Genomic DNA, 16,237 nt, shown 5'->3' with positions numbered 1-16,237 from the left:
GCCAAGTCCAATCGAACTGCTACTGGCGCAACTCGCGCCTGAGGATCTTGCCGACATTCGTCTTGGGCAACTCATCGCGGAACTCGATGTACTTCGGACGTTTGTAGCCGGTCAGTTGCTTATGACAGTAGGCGGACAGGTCCTCTTCCGCGAGCGCCGAATCCTTCTTGATGACGAAAAGCTTCACCGCCTCACCTGAATGCTGATCGGGAACTCCGATCGCCGCGCATTCCATTACCCCGGGATGCAGATTGACCACCTGTTCAATTTCGGTGGGATATACATTGAATCCGCTGACAAGGATCATGTCTTTCTTGCGATCAACGATGCGCGTGAAGCCTTCGGCATCCATGACGCCGATGTCGCCGGTTTTGAAGAATCCGTCCGGGCCGATCGCCTGAGCGGTGTCTTCCGGCCGATTCCAATAACCGGCCATGACTTGAGGCCCGCGGATGCAGATCTCTCCGCGCTGCCCCAATGGCACGTCATTCCCGTCGTCATCGCGGATGGCAATCTCGGTATTGGGGACAGGCAGCCCGATCGAGCCGTTGAACTGATCGAGGTCGAGGCGGTTCACCGTCGCGACAGGAGACGTCTCTGAGAGTCCATAACCTTCGACCACGGGACAGCCGGTGATGCGAGCCCATTTCTCCGCCGTGGCCTGCTGCACTGCCATGCCGCCGCCGTTCGAGATCACCAATTCGCTGAAGTCCAGCTTGGCGAAGGCGGGGTCGTTCGCCAAGGCGTTGAACAGCGTATTGACCGCGGGGAACATGTTCACGCGGTAGTTGCGAAGCGTGGCGATCAGCCCTGGAATGTCGCGCGGATTGGGAATCAGCAGATTCATGATCCCCATCCGCGCGCCCAGCATGTAGCATGCCGTCAGCGCGAAGATGTGATACAGCGGCAGCGCGCAGACGATGGTCAGCGGTTTGTCGCCCAGCTTGTTGAGCATCGGCGCGAACCACGCCTCGCTCTGCAGGATGTTGGCCACGACATTTCGATGCAGCAGCGTCGCGCCCTTGGACAGGCCGGTCGTGCCGCCGGTGTACTGGAGGAAAGCGGGATCCTCGGCGCCCACCTGCACCGGCCTCAACGACTGGCCTGCCCCTTCCGCAAGCGCCTTGTTGAAGCGCGTGACGCTGCGGCCGCCGGTCAATGGCAGCCGGAATTCCGGCACCATCTTCTTGACATGTCGAACCGCGAAGTTGATCAGTGGTCCACGCCACCAACCGAGCATGTCGCCCAAGCCCGTGAGCACCACGTGCTTCACCTGCGTTCGGTCGATGACCTCCGACAGCGTCTTGGCAAAGTTTTCGAGGACGATGATCGCCTCGGCGCCGGAGTCTTTCAGCTGATGCTCGAGCTCGCGAGGCGTGTACAGCGGATTGACGTTCACGACGACGTAACCTGCGCGCAGGATCGCGGCGATCGTCACCATGTACTGCAGCACGTTCGGCATCATGATGGCGACGCGAGCCCCCCGCGCGAGACCGCGGTGCTGCAACCAGGCGCCCAATGCGGTCGAGAGCTCATCGACCTGCGCGAAGGTCAGACGCTGATCCATGCAGGCGGCCGCATCGCGGCGCGCGTGCTTGCGGAAGGCCTCCTCCAGCAGGGCCACCAGCGAAGGATAGACATCGACGGGGATCTCGGCAGGAACGCCCGGCGGATAGTTCTTGAGCCAAGGCTTGTCGGTGTGGGTTTCGGTCATGTCTCCTCGTCGCGTTCTTGATGTTGGGGAGGGGGCTGGCCCCCGAGGAACTGCCGATGCTGGCGGCTGACGCGGTCTCGTCGTAGCGGGGATGCCCTAGGCCGACGCGTCACGTGAGGGACAACGTGGGTGTTCCGAGGGGCGGTGCACGCCGCCGCAGAATTTTCCGAACTCTCGGCGACGCCGAACCCACCTCTACACTCGACGCTTTGCCCGGGAGCCCGGATGAACGGCAGGCTGCAGCGCCTCACTTCCCTGTTTCGCTGGATCGTCGGACCGCTGCTGTCCGCGTGGGCGGGCGTTCTCTGGACGCCATGGATCGGTCTCTCCGTCCTCGCGCTGTTCGTGCTGGGGCCGCCTTTGACGATGCTGCCGCAGTTCCTGGTTCTGCGCGTCATTCCGCCGGCGCCGGGGCTCCCGACCGCCCCGCTCGGCGACCTGCTGCACGCATGGTGGCGCGAAGTCGTCGTGGTGACCAAGGTGTTCAGCTGGCAGCAACCGTGGGCAGAACACCAGGAACCCGATTTCATCCCCGACGCGGCGCAGGGACGAGGGCAGCGCGGCGTCGTGCTCCTGCACGGCTATGGCTGCAATCGCGGCTTGTGGAACGGATGGATGAAGGCGCTGCGCAAGCGTGGCATTCCCTTCATCGCCATCACCCAGGAGCCCGCGTTCGGCTCGATCGATCGTTACGCGCCTCAGATCGAGGCCGCCATGCACGCGCTGCAGGCGTGCACGGGACAGGCGCCGTTGATCGTCGCGCACAGCATGGGCGGATTGAGCGCTCGCGCCTGGTGGCGCAGCCAGGGCCATGCCTTTGATCGCATCCATCGCATCCTGACGCTGGGCACCCCGCATCACGGCACGCTGCTGGCGAAACTCGGCACCACCGAAAACGCTCGCCAGATGCGCGGCGATTCGGAATGGCTGAATCAGATGGCGCGCGAGGAGCCAGCCCAGTTGGCAGGTCATTTCGATTGCCTCTACGGGCACTGCGACCAGATCGTGTTCCCGGCGGAGACCGCCATCCTGCCCGGCGCCCGCGTCCTGCACCTCCCGGCGCGGGGACATCTGCAACTGGTGTTCGAGCCGCAGGCCTTCGAACGGGCGATGCAACTGCTCGAAGAGCCCGCCCAGCGTGCACCCGAAAGGGCGAGCCGGGCGGGCTGAGTCAGGCCAGGGTCAGGCGTCGGCCTTCAGCACGCCGCGGCGGATCTGGTCGAGCTCGATGCTCTCGAACAGCGCCTTGAAGTTGCCCTCGCCGAAGCCTTCGTTGCCCTTGCGCTGAATGATCTCGAAGAAGATCGGGCCGATCACTTCCTTGGTGAAGATCTGCAGCAGCAACTCGTGCGGCGCGCCCTGATGCGCGGCGCCATCGATCAGGATGCGCAGGCGGCGCAACTCGTCGAGGTTTTCGCCGTGCTCGGGCAGGCGCTTCGACACCAGGTCGTAGTAGGTCTCGATCGTGTCCTGGAAAACCACGCCGGTCCCCCGCATGCCTTCGATGCTGCTGTAGATGTCGTCGGTGCCCAGTGCCACGTGCTGGATGCCTTCGCCGTGATACAGGTCCAGGTATTCCGCGATCTGGCTCTTGTCGTCGCTGCTCTCGTTGATCGGGATGCGGATCTTGCCGCAGGGGCTGGTCATCGCCTTGGACTTCAGGCCGGTCAGCTTGCCCTCGATGTCGAAATAGCGGACCTCGCGGAAGTTGAACAGTCGCTCGTAGAACTCAGCCCATTCCTTCATGCGTCCGCGGAAGACGTTGTGGGTCAGGTGATCGATGTAGGTCAGGCCATGACCCTTGGGCGTCGACTGCACCGCCTTGCCCTCCGCGTCGAGCAGCGGAACGAAGTCGACGTCGTAGATGCTGATGTTGCCGATCTCGCCGGCGGCCGCGCCGTTCTTGCCTTGCCAGCGGTCGACGAAGTAGATCAGCGAGTCGCCGATGCCCTTGATCGCCGGGATGTTCAGCTCCATCGGGCCGGCCTTGTTGTCGAAGCCCCAGGCGCCCAGTTCCAGCGCGCGGCGGTATGCGGAGGCGGCGTCCTTGACGCGGAACGCGATCGCGCAGATCGACGGGCCGTGCAGGCGCGCGAAGCGCTGTGCGAAGGCGTCCTGCTCGGCGTTGATGATGAAGTTCACATCGCCCTGGCGATACAGCGTCACGTTCTTGTGGCGGTGGCGCGCGACGGCGACGAAGCCCATCGAGGTGAACAGCGCGCCGAGCGCGGCGGGATCGGGCGCGGCGAATTCGATGAACTCGAAGCCGTCGGTGCCCATCGGGTTGTCCCAGGGGGTGAATGCCATGTTTGTCTCCAATACCCGGTCAAGGGGATCTGGTCAGAAATGCGATGGCGTCACTGTAGAAGGTGGGGGGCGCAGGAATTCTGCGATCCACGTCGTCCTCGTGGGGTGAGGCGCAGGAATCCTGCAAGAATCCCGACATGGACAAGCAGATCGAGCTCGATGCGATCGACCGACGCATCCTCCACGCCCTCCAGGCCGATGGCCGCATAACCTACGACGCGCTGGCGGCGCAGGTCAACCTGTCGTCGTCCGCGGTGCTGCGGCGGGTCCGGAGGCTGGAAGAAGGCGGCGTGATCACCGCCTACGTGGCGCTGGTGAATCCGGAGCGGGTGGGGCTGGGGCTGACGGCCTACATCAACGTCCGACTGGAGAAGCACACGGAGAGCCACAAGCGCACGCCGATGGACCTCTTCCGCGCCGCGGTCCAGACCTGGCCCGAAGTGGTGGAATGCGCCGCCCTGACGGGGGAGATGGATTACCTGCTGCGTGTGCTTGTCGAGGACATGAGCCACTACGCGCGCTTCATCAGCGACACCCTGTTGCGTCATCCCAGCGTGCAGGACTGCAAGACGAGCTTCGTGCTGGACCGGTTGAAGAACACGACGGCCTTGCCGGTGTGAGTCGGAGCCGTCAGCGGCGTTCCAGCACCACCGCCAGTTCGAACCACCCCCGCTCGTGGGGGCGTTGCAGATAGGGCGGCGCGGGCCACTTCCAAAGCGAGAGCGGGAACAGGGCCCTCACCGCGTTGATGTCGCAGTGGTACGGCGGGCCGACGACCTGGCCGAGCTCGGACTCCTCGCGCCGCGCTTGCATGAACAGGCCCAGCAGCCGCCCTCCCGGCTTGAGCCAGCGCTGCAACTGCTCGGCGTAGGTCGTCCATTGATCGGGGTGCAGGGCGCAGAGGCAGGTCTGCTCGTAGACCAGGTCGAGCGGCTGATCCGGACGCCAGGCCAGCACGTCCGCCTGTTCGACCCGGCCCGGCAGGTGCGCTTCCTTGAGCTTGGCGCGCGCGCACTCGACGGCCGCCGGTGTGTAGTCCAGCCCGGTCACGTCCAGCCCCGCCTGCGCCAGCACGGCGAGTTCGTGGCCGCGGCCGCAGCCTGGCACCACGATGCGCTGGCCCTTGCCGAGCAGACCTTCGCCCATCCATGCCGCCAGTTGCGGATGCGCGCTGCCGCGGTCCCAGCCGGTCTGACCGGTCTCGAACCGCTGTTGCCAGAACGCTTGATCGGGGCCGGCCATGTTGTCTCCTCGCGCGGTGTCCGCGTTCCTGCGAAGCGGACAGCGTAACCGGGCGCGGGGTCAGATGACGCCGTCGACCTCGTGGACGAGTTTCAGCGTATGGGCCGGTGAGAGGCTCATCAGCTGGCCGATCTCGATGAGATCGTCCGGCACGGCCGGGTTCTCCCAGCTCTGTGCGGTGTGTCGCGCCAGGCGGACTGCCAGCATCACGCTGCGGACCTGCGGGTCGTGGACCTTCTTGTCATCGACGATGTGGGCGAGCAACTCCGGCAGACGCCAGGTGCGCATCAAAGCCTGCTCGAGATCGCCGAGTTCCACGTTGAGCACCGCGCGCTGCGCCGCGACGCTGCGCAGCGTCGGGTCGGCCTCCTGACGGCGTCGGATCTCGAGCGCGAGGTCCGGCGCCTCGCACCACAGCAGCATCTCGGAGAAGTCGTGGAGCAGCGCGGCGCTATGGATGACGGCTGCGTCGGGATCGGCGCGGTGGGCGGCAAATCCCAGTGCGAAGCGGGCCGCGCGCTCGGCGCGGTGCAGCACGCGCTGCACGCCGGCCAGCGCGTCCGGCCGGTCCGCCAGACGCTGCTCGACCGTCGGCTGCTCGCCGAAGGCCTTGAAGAAGGGGGTGATGCCCATCAGCACCAGCGCGGCCGTGACCGTCTCGGTGTCGGTCAGCAGCCGGCTGGAGCGCTGCGACGCGGCATGCGCCAGCAGCTTGAGCGTCATCAGCGGGTCCTTGCTCAGGAACTCGCCGAGCAGGTGCGCGTCGACCGCGTCCTCATTCGCGCGCCAGAGTTCCAGTTGCTCGGCCGTGCTGGCCAGCACCGGAATCTCCATGTCGCGGAAGCGGGCCGTCCACGCCGCCAGATCCGGCAAGGGCCGGGTCAGCGGCTGGAACGGCGTCCGCGGCGCCGGAGGCGGGGAGGGAATCGGCGGATTCCCCGGCCCGCTCCCGGACGGGGCAGACGCAGCGGGCGGAGCGCTCTGGGTCATGAAGCGGGGTCGTCGCGTGGGCGGCGATGCACGGTGAATGTTGTTCATCGTATATCGGCTCGGCGCCGGCGAGCTTGATCCCCACCGCGGCCACGGCGACCGCGAGCCAGACCGGCATCACAGCCGTTGCACACCCGCGAGGGTGCCCTGCAGTTGGCCGTCGACGTAGATCCGGCCGGCGCCATCGGCATCGGCGTGGAACTCGAGCCCTTCGGCCGGTGCTTCCCGACGCGCCGCCGGAGCGACGTGCCAGGCCCAGCTGATCAGGCGCCCGCCGGCGCTGAGCAGCAGGACCGCCAGCCAGCCCCGGAGGCTCTGCTGGCGGACCAGACCGTGCATGCGGCCTGGCATCAAGGTGATCTCTTGCATTTCTTGTCTCCCGGGGCGGCCTGCGCCGGACCGGGAGGACATCCCGTTCCGTCGGAGGCTACCCTTTCAAGGGCTGAAGTCGTCGTGCCGCTGAAGCGCGCGCTTCAGGGCCTGCTGTTCCTGCTGGCGGCGACCGCCGCCGGTGGGGCCGTGACGGCCCGCGGAACGGCCGTGGCTCAGGGCCACGAAGGGATTGCGCGGCTTGCGCAGGGTCATTGCGAGACGCGGACGGGGAGTGGTGAACTGGGCCATGGCAAGCCTCCTGTGATGACAGACGAAAGGGGACGGAAAGGGGTCGGACAGCGTGAGCGCCTCGGTCCCGGGACGGCGCCAGACAGCGCGGCCGTTGCGGCGGGGGCTCAAAAGTTGCGCAGATGATAAACATCTGATTATCAAGCGCAAGAGGTTTTCATCAGACGTTGTCCCTGGGCGACGGGACGCGCCCAGGCGGGCGCCCACCGGGCCGGTGTGGCGTGAGCAGGGGCGGGAGAGTGCGGAAGAAGCGCGTCAGCGCTTCTTGGACTTCAGCGGTGCGATGCTCCGCTGCAGCTTGTGCCAGTCGTCGACGTCGGAGGCCGCAGGCACGACAGCCTTGGGTGCCGGCAAGGGCGGCGCATTCGGCGCGGGCGGGGTGAGCACCTCGCCCAGCAGATCCAGCAGGCGCGTGCGCGCCCGTTGCGGATGACGGCGGTAGTAGGTCAGCACCAGACCGACGATGAAGCGCTCGTCATCGTCCTGTGGCAGGCTGGGAGAGTTGTCCGCCGAGCCTGGCCGGCTTGCGCTTGATAAAGCCGCGTTGCTCTGCAAGGTACCGCCGGCCGCCGGCGCGGCGGTGCCGAGCGGGCCGTGTTCCTGGTCCATCCAGCCGTTGGGCTTGTGGGTCAACTGCTCGAACTGGCGGGCCAGCCGCTCTCCGATCTGCCGCGAGCGACTCTTGATCTGGCTCCAGTAGCTGGGCTGGATCTGCAGGCGCTCGGCAAAACGGCGCTCAAGGCCGCGCAGGGCGGCGGCATCGGGATGTTTGATCGTCGCGGAGACAAATTCGTCGAACAAGCGCATCGCGTTGTCCAGGCGGATCTGCGCGACGTCTCGGTGGGCGGAACACATCTCCCAATGATAAAGCTTCGTTCACAAACGCCCGGCACCCACCCTGGGGCCGGCGCCGTGCCCATCGGCGTGGTAGCGCTACGGTGGGGGAGCGGGGGCTACTCCTCCTCCTTCAGGTGGTAGCCGGCCGCCAACTGGGCCTGCGTATTGGGGGGCACCGCCTCGTAGTGGGACAGCACCATCGTGTAGCGCCCCTGGCCGCTCGTCATCGCGTTGAGGCGGTTCTGGTACGCGCTGAGCTCGGCCAGTGGCGCCAGCCCGTCGACGCCGATCAGTCCAGGCACGCTGCTGCGTGTCCCGAGCACCTGACCGCGCCGCGACGCCAGGTCGCCGGTGATGTCGCCGGTCGCGTTCTCGGGCGCGCTGATCTCGACCTGCACGATCGGCTCCAGCACCACGGGCCTCGCTTCGCGGACCGCCGCGATCAGCGCCTTCTTGCCCGCCGTGATGAAGGCGATCTCCTTGGAGTCGACCGAATGGTGCTTGCCGTCGAAGACCGTCACCCGCAGGTCGACGACCGGATATCCGGCCACGACGCCCTGCGCTAGCGCCTGCCGCACGCCTTTCTCGACCGCCGGCATGAACTGGCCGGGGATCGTCCCGCCCTTGACCTCGTCGCGGAACTCGAAGCCTGCGCCGCGCTCCAGCGGCTCGATGCGCAGCCACACCTCGCCGAACTGCCCCGCGCCGCCGGTCTGCTTCTTGTGGCGGTAATGGCCCTCGGCCTTCGCCGAGATCGTTTCGCGATACGCGATCCGTGGCGGCTGGGTCTGGACGTCGAACTTGTAGGTCTCCTTGAGCCGGTCGAGCAGCACTCGCAGATGCAGCTCCCCCAGCCCGTACACCAGCGTCTGTCCGCCCTGAGGGCCGAGGCCCTCCTCCTGGCCGCCGCGTTCCAGGCGCAGGCACGGGTCCTCCTCGACCAGGCGCGCCAGGACCTCCCACAGCCGCTGCTCGTCGCCATGCCGGCTGGGTCGGATCGCCACGCCGTGCACCGGCGTCGGCAACGCGATCGGCGCCAGGTGCAGATGCTCGTCCTCCTGCGCGTCGTGCAGCACCGCGTCGTAGTGCAACTCGTCGATCTTGGCCAGCGCGCACAGGTCGCCGGGCAGCGCCTGCTCGATCTCGACGTGCTCCTTGCCCTGCAGCATGAACAGATGGGCGACCCGCACCGCCTTGCGCGCGTGGCCGACGAACAGCTGGGCGTTCTTCCTCAGCGTGCCCTGATGGACGCGCAGCATCGCGAGCTTGCCGAGGTAGGGGTCGGACTGGATCTTGAAGACATGGGCGACGACGTGCTGCGCCGGATCCATCGCGACGATCAGCGGTTCCGCCTCGTCGCCTTCGCGTCGCATGAACTGCGGCGGGTTCGCTTCATAGGGGTTGGGCAGCAGCTTCTCGATCACGTCGAGCAGTTCCGCCACGCCCGCGCCGGTGCGCGCGGACACGAAGCACACGGGGATCAGGTGTCCCTCGCGGAAGGCCTGTTCCAGCGGGGCATGCAGCTCGGTGGCGGGCACGTCGCCGTCGTTGAGGTAGCGGTCGACGAAGTCCGGATCGACCTCGACGACCTGCTCCACCAGCGCGCGATGCGCCGCCTCGACCGAGCCGAAGTCGCTCTCCCCGCTGCAGCCGAAGAAGCAGTCCTGCACCCGCGCGCCGCCCGCGGCGGGCAGGTTCAGCGGCAGGCACTCCCGCCCGAAGGCCGCTTGCAGCTGCCCGAGCAGCGCCTGCGCGTCGACACCCGGCGCATCGATCTTGTTGACGATGATCAGCCGCGTGAGGTCGCGCCCCGCCGCCGCGTCCATCATCCGTTGGACCATCAGCTCGAGGCCGTTCTGCGCGTTGATGACGACGGCGACCGTTTCCACCGCCTCCAGCGCCGGCAACGCCTGCCCGATGAAATCGGGCGCGCCGGGCGTGTCGAGCAGGTGGATGCGCAGGCCCTCGTGCGTGATGTGCATCTGCGAGGCCTGCAGCGAATGCAGCATCCGCCGCTCGAGTGGATCGTGGTCGCTGACCGTGCTGCCTTTCTCGATGCTGCCGGCGGTCTTGATGGCGCCGGCTTTCAGCAGCAGGGCCTCGGCCAGCGTGGTCTTGCCGGCGCCGGCCGGGCCGGCCAGGACGAGGGTGCGGATCGCCGCGATGCCGGGATGCCGGGCCACCGCGGCGCCGCCTGGGCTGCCCGCGGGGGCGCCTTCCGTGTCGGGGGAGGGAGTGGGGGACATGGCTCGTTCCTCTCAGGCAAGAGTTGGACGTGGGTCTGGAGCCGGACTGCGGCCAGCGTAGAGGAAGCGCAGGGCCTGCACAAGCAGGGGCATCCGGCGCGGTCCCGGGCGCGCATGGTGATTGCCCCTCTCGCGGGAGCGTCTGGAGACGCCGATTTCATTCGCTTGCAACGCCGTCGCGGACGCGGCCTAGACTGGCCGCCTTCACGGTGTCGTGACACCGGCACGGGCGGCAGGCAACAAGGAGAACGGACATGAGCGTGGCGGAATGGATGTCGACACTGGCAGTCGCGATGGCGGCCACGGCGTGCGGTGGCGGTGGCGGCGGCGGCGGGGATGACACCGCCGCGCCGACCCAGCCCGGCGGCGGCGCGGCGGCGCCTTCGATGCAGACGCTGAACAGCATGCTCGACCGTCCCTGGGGCCTGACGCAGCTGCCGGACGGCCGTCTGCTGGTGACGCAGAAGGGCGGCACGATCGTGCGGCTGTCCGCGGCCGGCAAGACCGAGGCGACCGTCGCCGGCGTGCCCAAGGTGCTGGACAGCGGCCAGGGCGGGCTGCTGGGCATCACGATCGATCCGGACTTCGCGACCGCCGGCAGCAACTGGGTCTACTTCTCCTACTCGGAGCCGGGCACCGGCGCCGAGTCCGGCAAGGCCGGCACCACGGTCGCGCGCGGCCGGCTGGAGGGCGACGCGCTCACCGGCGTGCAGGTGATCTTCCGGCAATCCCCCAAGGTCGACGGCACGGGGCACTACGGCTCACGGCTCGTCTTCGCGCGCGACAAGACGCTCTACATCACGACGGGCGAGCGCATGAAGGGCAGCCCGTCGCAGGACCTGCAGCAGACGCTGGGCAAGGTGATCCGCGTGAACCGCGACGGCAGCATCCCGGCGGACAACCCGAGCTTCGCCGCGGGCGCCAAGCCGGGCATCTGGAGCTACGGCCACCGCAACATCCAGGGCGCCGTGCTGCATCCGCAGACCGGCGAGCTGTGGATCACCGAGCACGGACCGCAAGGCGGCGACGAGGTCAACATCGCGCGCGCCGGCCAGAACTACGGCTGGCCGATCAAGAGCTACGGCTGCGACTACGGCTCGCCGGTCGGCGACGCCTGCCGCATCGGCGGCGGCACGCATGCGCCGGCCTATGTCGAGCCGCTGACGACCTGGACGCCGATCTCGGTCGCGCCGGCGGGGCTGGTCTTCTACACGGGCAGCATGTTCCCGGAGTGGCGCGGGCAGTTGATCTCGGGCTCGCTGGCTGGCACCGCGCTGTGGCGCATCGCGCTGAACGGCGACACGGTGAGCGGCAAGGAGAAGATGTTCGGGGATCTCGGCGAACGCTTCCGCGACGTGATCCAGGCGCGCGACGGCGCGCTGCTGACGGTGACCGATGGCGGCAAGCTGATGCGTCTGTCGCGTTGAGGCGCTGATGCGCTGATGCCTGACCAGCGCTCAGTCCAGCCGCTTCCAGTACAGCGCGGTGGCTTGCAGTTCGCCGCGCGGGTTGGCGGCGAAGCACGGGATCTCGCCGGTGCGCTGGAAGCCTTGCGACTGGTAGAAGGTCTCCGCGGCGGACTGGGCTTCCGTGTCCAGGGTCAGCAAGCTGAGGCCCGCGTCGCGCGCGGTCTGTTCCAGCGTGGCCATCAACTGGACGGCGAGGCCACGTCGCCGCGCGTCGCGGTGGACCATCAGCTTCATCACGTCCGCACGATGGCGCTGATTGGGTTTGCCGCAGATCGCCAGCTGCACCGTACCGAGCACCCGGTCGCCTTCGCGCACGATCCACAGGCGATGACGCGGCCCGAGCTGTTCGAACACGCCTTCCCAGTACTCGCGCATCTGGGCCTCGTCGACGTCCTCCAGGAACCCCAGCGAGCCGCCGCCATCGATGACATCGAAGAACAGCTCGCCGAGCGCCGGCATCCAGTCGCGGTCGGTGCCGCGCAGTTCGATCAGATCCATTTTCTGTGGCATCGTTGATGCTTCATTCAAACCGTTGATCAAATACTAACCAATGGTTAGCAAATCCACAAGTGGCGGCCGCGCGCCGATGCCGGACCCGCGTCCGAGCGGTCCGAAAGGCCTGCACAACACGTCGGGCGTCGTGCAGGACCGGCCGGATGGTTCGGCCGACGCGAGACCGCAGGCGAAGCCCCAGCCGCGCGTGCGGCAGAAGGTGGCCAAGCCGGAAGGTCCGCTCAAGCGTCAGGCGCAGCGAAAGGCCTTGAACGAGGGCGACCTCGACGGCGACGCCGCCCTGGGTCTCGGCGGCGATGGGGACGTGCCGCAGACCGCCTCCCAGCAGCGGCGCGCCGCGCACAAGCTCGCGCTGGAGGCAGGGATCCTGGCCGCGGCGCGCGAGCTGTTTGCGGAGCGCGGCGCCGACGCGCTCACGCTGCGCGAGGTCGGCGCGGCGGTGGGCTACTCGCATGCGACGCTCTACAGCTTCTTCCACGACAAGGGGGAACTGCTCGCGCGCCTGGCCGAGGACAGCCTGCGCACGCTGCTCACGCGCTTGCAAGGCGCGGCGGACGGAGCCGCCTCAGGCGGCGAGGCTGCCGCCGTGGCGCGGGCCTTCGTGAACTGGGGGTTGCAGCACCCGCACGACTACCGGCTGCTGATGCTCGACACGCCGGTCGCCCTGCGCGAATCGCTGATCGCGGGCCTGGACGGATTGATCGCCCCGGCGGCGTTGCCGGCGCCGCGCGCCGCGGCGCTCTGGGCGGGGCTGCACGGCCTGGTGATGCTGGAGCAGGGCGGGCTCGCCGCGCTGGGCGGCGTTGCCGCGCGAGCGAAGCGCATCGAAGCGCTGCTCGCGGGCCTGCTGGCAGGGCGCTGACGCACGCGCTGCCGCTCGGGCGCGCCAGGACGCCGGGCGCCGGCGTCCGTGTGCCGGCGCGCGAGGCTCAGACCAGATGCGGCAGGCGCTTGTAGTACAGCGCGGCGGCCTGCAGCTGGCCCTCGGCGCCGTGGCAGTGATCCGGGATCTGGCCGGCGCGCTGCCAGCCGAGATGCGCGAACACCGCTTCCGCCTGCGAGTCCGCGCAGGTCTCGAGTTGCAGCAGGAATCGGCCCTGCGTCGCCGCCGCGCACTCCAGGCGCGACATCAGCTGTCCGGCCACGCCGCGGCTGCGCTCCTGGCTGTGCACCATCAGCCGTTGGACTTCCCCACGGTGGTGCGCATTCGCCAGCGGGCACAGCGACAGCTGGACGGCGCCCAGCAGACGGCCCGGACCTTCCGATTCGCAGGCGATCCAGAGCATGTGGTGCTGGCCCAGCCGCGCGAAGACACCGTGCCAGTAGTCCAGCGCCTGGTAGCGCGACAGCGGAGCCAGGAAGCCCAGCGTGGCGCCGAGATGGACGTTGTCGATCAGCAGGTTCGTCAGGGCGGGCAGCCACTGCAGATCGCGAGAGGTCAGCTTGACCACCTCCATCGGCGCGCGCTGCAGGTGCTGCGACGCGGCGGCATCGCTGGCCAGCGGATTGAGGGCGCGAGGGGCTCGAGCGTGAACGGCCGTGGGACTGAGGGCGACATGCATGTGCGGGAACTCCAGGGCGAGGGTCTACGGCATCCCGACCGATCTCGTGGATCACGGCGGGACCTGGAAAACCCTGACGCAAACGTCATGCCAACCGGGCGTTGGCGCATGTCGACTGGGCGATTGCCGCGCGAGTGGCGTGGCGCGCGTGAACCGCGTCACGTCTCATGGCCTCGCGGGGAGGTGGACGGGGGCCGATCGGACCTCGTCCCGACGCCGTCGTGCCCGCCGGGGCCGTGAGCCGAGGGAGTGCTCAGGCCGGAACGGCCACGCTGAGCTCGGCCTCGAGCCCCGGTTCGGCGCACAAGCGCCCCTTTCCCTGGCGTTTGGCGGCATACAGGGCCGCTTCGGCGCGGTGCAGCAGATCCTCGATGTTGCGGTCGCCATTGCGCAGCTTGGCCCAGCCGGCGGAGTAGCCGAGCGTGAAGCCGAGCTCGCGCGGCGCGAGCTCGAGCAAGGCATCGCGCAGCCGGCGGTCGAGCGCGGGCGGCCCCACCAGGTCGGAGCGCGCCATCAGCACCGCGAAGCGTTGGCCGTCGATGCGCGCGACCACGTCGCCCAGGCGCTTCTGCTCGTCCAGGCAGCGGCCGAACAGCGCGATGGCCTGATCGCCCTTGGCCTCGCCGTGCGTGGTGTTGATCGCCTTGCAGCCGTCGACGTCCATGACGAGCAGCATCAGCGGCTCGCTGTAGCGCCGGGCCATCGAGATCATGTCCACCGAGCGCTGCTGGAACGCACGGCGGTTGGCCAGCCCGGTGGACGCGTCGATCTGCGTGAGGCGGCGCAGCTCGGCCTCGCTCTCGCCGCGCCAGGCCACGAGGATCGCGACCGCGGCGGCCAGCACGCAGACGTTGGCGACGACGGCGAAGACCATGTTGAGCGGATGCGGGGCGTCGAAGCGGGGCAGGTTCGCGGTGTCGAAGCCGGCCAGGTAGGCTCGCGACAGGTTGAGCACGGCCAGCAGGCCGAGGCTGACGGTGAACAGCAGCCGCCAGCGCAGGTTGCCGACCGGGCCGCGCTTGACGGGCTGCATCAGGCTGGTGCCGAGCGCGAGCATCTGCAGGCCGATGCAGCCGTTGGACCAGGCCAGGCGCAGCGCATAGTTGTCCCAGCCGGCGCCGTAGCCGACCATGACCAGCACCGGCATGCCGTACTGGAAGAGGCGGCCGAGCCGCCCCGGCAGCCAGCGGTCGGCGGCCATCCACAGCAGCGTGACGCTGAGGCTGAGCAGCCCGAGCGCGACGATCGACGTCAGGCGCGTGCCATCGGGCGGCAACAGCAGTAACGCCCAACCGGTGGCCTGCGCGACCGCGCTGAGCTGCGCGCGACGGGCGGCGATGCTGTCGCACCAGCCGAGCAGCAGCGGCAGCAGCAGCGCCAGCGCCAGGGACTGGATCAGCATCAGGCTGAACAGCGTCGGGACGTCGAAGCGCATACGCGGCACCCGCCGGCGAGGGCGGGCTGGAGCTGGTCATGACAGGGCATTGTGGCCGTGTCGGCGCCCGTGCGGGGTGGGGCTTGCGCGGAGGGGCGCCGGAGGGTGGCCCGCCAGAGGGGCGGCGACGTCCCGGCGCTACGCCGGCAAGGCCCCGCGCGGCACGTACAGTCGCGGCTCGATGAACACCTCGACGTCCACGACCATCGCCGCCCCGCCCGAGGGCCTGCCGTTCGCCTACGCCGGCGGCTATGCGCCGCAGTGCACCGGCATCCATGCGCTGGTCCGCGACGCCGACGGTCGCGTGCACGCGCGTCTCGCGGCGGCGACGCCGGGCGGCCCGACCTGGCTGCACCTCGCCGAAGGCGGGCGACGGCTGCATGCGCTGCTGGAAGACGGGCATGCGCTGGCGACCTTCGACGTCGATGCGGAGGACGGCGCACTGCGCCTGCTGTCTCGACAGGCGACCGGCGGTGCGTTGCCGGTACATCTGGCGCTTGATGCGCAGTTGGACCATGCGTGGATCGCGCATTACGGCGACGGCACGCTGCGCCGCGCGGCGATCGGCGCGGATGGCGCGCTCCAGGGACCCGAGCGGGTCATCGCGCCGCGAGTCGGTGCCGACCCCGCTGCCGATGCGCATGCGCACATGGTTCGCCGCCACCCACGATGGCCGCTGATGCTGGGAAGCGACCTGGGGCGCGACCTGCTGCGGGTGTGGCGGCTCGAGGGCAGCGCTGCAGACCCGGTCGAACTCGACGGCCTGACGCTGCCGACGGGATCGGGTCCGCGCCACTTCGTCTTCCATCCCCGAGATGACGCGCAGGTCTATCTGCTCAACGAGCGGGCCAACGCGCTCGACTGGCTGGGCCTGGACGGGGAGGGGCGTCTGACGCATCGACTGCGGCTCAGCAGCCTGCCGGAAGGATTCGAAGGCCTGACCTACGCCTCGGACCTGCTCGTCGCGCCGGATGGCCGCCGGCTCTTCGCGCTGAACCGGCTGCACGACGCGATCGCCGTCTTCGACCTCGACGAGCAGGGGCGGCCGTCATGGCGCGGCGAGACCTGGGCACAAGGCAGCTACCCGCGCAGCGCGACCTTCAGTCCGGACGGCAGGGAGCTGTGGGTCTGCCTGCAGCGCAGTCATCAGGTCTGCGTGTTCCGGCTCGACGGCCAGGAACTGCCGCGCTTCGACGGTCGATTCATTGCCATGCCAGGCGCGGCCTGCGTCGTGTTCCGCTGAAGCTCGACCACCCGACCACCCGACCACCCGACCACCCGACCACCCGACCACCCGACCA

16 protein-coding genes are annotated in these 16,237 nt (G+C 68.6%); 5 read left to right on the top strand and 11 right to left on the bottom strand.

Translation table 11 applies throughout. From position 1 onward, the window contains the following. Positions 1-19: 19 nt before the first annotated feature. Entirely contained in the window at positions 20-1,714 is a 1,695-nt protein-coding gene (locus ACQ4L4_RS18680) for a long-chain-fatty-acid--CoA ligase (protein ID WP_431100419.1), read from the bottom strand. Between the two features lie 225 nt (positions 1,715-1,939). Here ACQ4L4_RS18680 and ACQ4L4_RS18675 point away from each other — a divergent pair, with 225 nt between their 5' ends. Continuing rightward, the gene (locus ACQ4L4_RS18675) at positions 1,940-2,884 is read left to right on the top strand and encodes an esterase/lipase family protein (protein WP_431100418.1); all 945 of its coding nucleotides are present in this window, start codon (positions 1,940-1,942) and stop codon (positions 2,882-2,884) included. A 12-nt stretch (positions 2,885-2,896) separates the two neighbouring features. On the opposite strand, the gene hppD is transcribed toward ACQ4L4_RS18675, so the two are convergent. After that, a complete protein-coding gene (gene hppD, locus ACQ4L4_RS18670) occupies positions 2,897-4,021 on the bottom strand; it encodes a 4-hydroxyphenylpyruvate dioxygenase (RefSeq protein WP_377159743.1) in 1,125 nt (374 codons plus the stop codon). Positions 4,022-4,158: 137 nt separating this feature from the next. Here hppD and ACQ4L4_RS18665 point away from each other — a divergent pair, with 137 nt between their 5' ends. Then, positions 4,159-4,641, top strand: a complete 483-nt coding sequence (locus tag ACQ4L4_RS18665) for an Lrp/AsnC family transcriptional regulator (protein ID WP_431100417.1) — start codon at positions 4,159-4,161, stop codon at positions 4,639-4,641. 10 nt (positions 4,642-4,651) lie between these two features. Here the strand turns inward: ACQ4L4_RS18665 and ACQ4L4_RS18660 are convergent, their stop codons facing one another. The 6 genes from ACQ4L4_RS18660 to fusA form a co-directional block, all read right to left on the bottom strand. After that, the gene (locus tag ACQ4L4_RS18660) at positions 4,652-5,263 is read right to left on the bottom strand and encodes a methyltransferase domain-containing protein (RefSeq protein WP_377159745.1); all 612 of its coding nucleotides are present in this window, start codon (positions 5,261-5,263) and stop codon (positions 4,652-4,654) included. Between the two features lie 60 nt (positions 5,264-5,323). Further along, a complete protein-coding gene (locus ACQ4L4_RS18655) occupies positions 5,324-6,136 on the bottom strand; it encodes an HDOD domain-containing protein (protein WP_431100416.1) in 813 nt (270 codons plus the stop codon). A gap of 234 nt (positions 6,137-6,370) precedes the next feature. Next, entirely contained in the window at positions 6,371-6,622 is a 252-nt protein-coding gene (locus tag ACQ4L4_RS18650) for a hypothetical protein (protein WP_431100415.1), read from the bottom strand. A 66-nt stretch (positions 6,623-6,688) separates the two neighbouring features. Further along, positions 6,689-6,874, bottom strand: coding sequence for a hypothetical protein (locus ACQ4L4_RS18645; RefSeq protein WP_431100414.1), 186 nt, complete (start codon positions 6,872-6,874; stop codon positions 6,689-6,691). Between the two features lie 255 nt (positions 6,875-7,129). Further along, complete coding sequence (locus ACQ4L4_RS18640; RefSeq protein ID WP_431100413.1) at positions 7,130-7,729, bottom strand: hypothetical protein; 600 nt, start codon at positions 7,727-7,729, stop codon at positions 7,130-7,132. A 98-nt stretch (positions 7,730-7,827) separates the two neighbouring features. Then, positions 7,828-9,957, bottom strand: a complete 2,130-nt coding sequence (fusA, locus tag ACQ4L4_RS18635) for an elongation factor G (RefSeq protein ID WP_431100412.1) — start codon at positions 9,955-9,957, stop codon at positions 7,828-7,830. Positions 9,958-10,211: 254 nt separating this feature from the next. Between fusA and ACQ4L4_RS18630 the strand changes: the two genes are divergently transcribed. Then, a complete protein-coding gene (locus ACQ4L4_RS18630; protein ID WP_431100411.1) occupies positions 10,212-11,384 on the top strand; it encodes a PQQ-dependent sugar dehydrogenase in 1,173 nt (390 codons plus the stop codon). A gap of 30 nt (positions 11,385-11,414) precedes the next feature. Here ACQ4L4_RS18630 and ACQ4L4_RS18625 read toward each other — a convergent pair whose 3' ends face one another. Continuing rightward, positions 11,415-11,924: a GNAT family N-acetyltransferase gene (locus ACQ4L4_RS18625; RefSeq protein WP_431100410.1), complete on the bottom strand. Its 510-nt coding sequence runs from the start codon at positions 11,922-11,924 to the stop codon at positions 11,415-11,417. 88 nt (positions 11,925-12,012) lie between these two features. On the opposite strand from ACQ4L4_RS18625, the gene ACQ4L4_RS18620 reads away from it, so the two are divergent. Continuing rightward, positions 12,013-12,801: a TetR/AcrR family transcriptional regulator gene (locus ACQ4L4_RS18620; protein ID WP_431100409.1), complete on the top strand. Its 789-nt coding sequence runs from the start codon at positions 12,013-12,015 to the stop codon at positions 12,799-12,801. 67 nt (positions 12,802-12,868) lie between these two features. Here the strand turns inward: ACQ4L4_RS18620 and ACQ4L4_RS18615 are convergent, their stop codons facing one another. Together ACQ4L4_RS18615 and ACQ4L4_RS18610 are read right to left on the bottom strand one after the other, a co-directional pair. Next, the gene (locus ACQ4L4_RS18615; protein WP_377159765.1) at positions 12,869-13,501 is read right to left on the bottom strand and encodes a GNAT family N-acetyltransferase; all 633 of its coding nucleotides are present in this window, start codon (positions 13,499-13,501) and stop codon (positions 12,869-12,871) included. Between the two features lie 253 nt (positions 13,502-13,754). Beyond that, positions 13,755-14,936 (bottom strand): GGDEF domain-containing protein, encoded by a 1,182-nt coding sequence (locus ACQ4L4_RS18610; RefSeq protein WP_431100408.1) that lies wholly within the window; start codon positions 14,934-14,936, stop codon positions 13,755-13,757. A 181-nt stretch (positions 14,937-15,117) separates the two neighbouring features. Between ACQ4L4_RS18610 and ACQ4L4_RS18605 the strand changes: the two genes are divergently transcribed. Further along, complete coding sequence (locus ACQ4L4_RS18605; RefSeq protein ID WP_431100407.1) at positions 15,118-16,179, top strand: lactonase family protein; 1,062 nt, start codon at positions 15,118-15,120, stop codon at positions 16,177-16,179. Positions 16,180-16,237 lie beyond the last annotated feature (58 nt).

The organism is Roseateles noduli, assembly GCF_050626985.1.
In the GTDB taxonomy this organism is placed as follows: Bacteria; Pseudomonadota; Gammaproteobacteria; order Burkholderiales; family Burkholderiaceae_C; genus Roseateles; species Roseateles noduli_A.
This window is presented reverse-complemented; position numbering and strand designations above follow the sequence as displayed.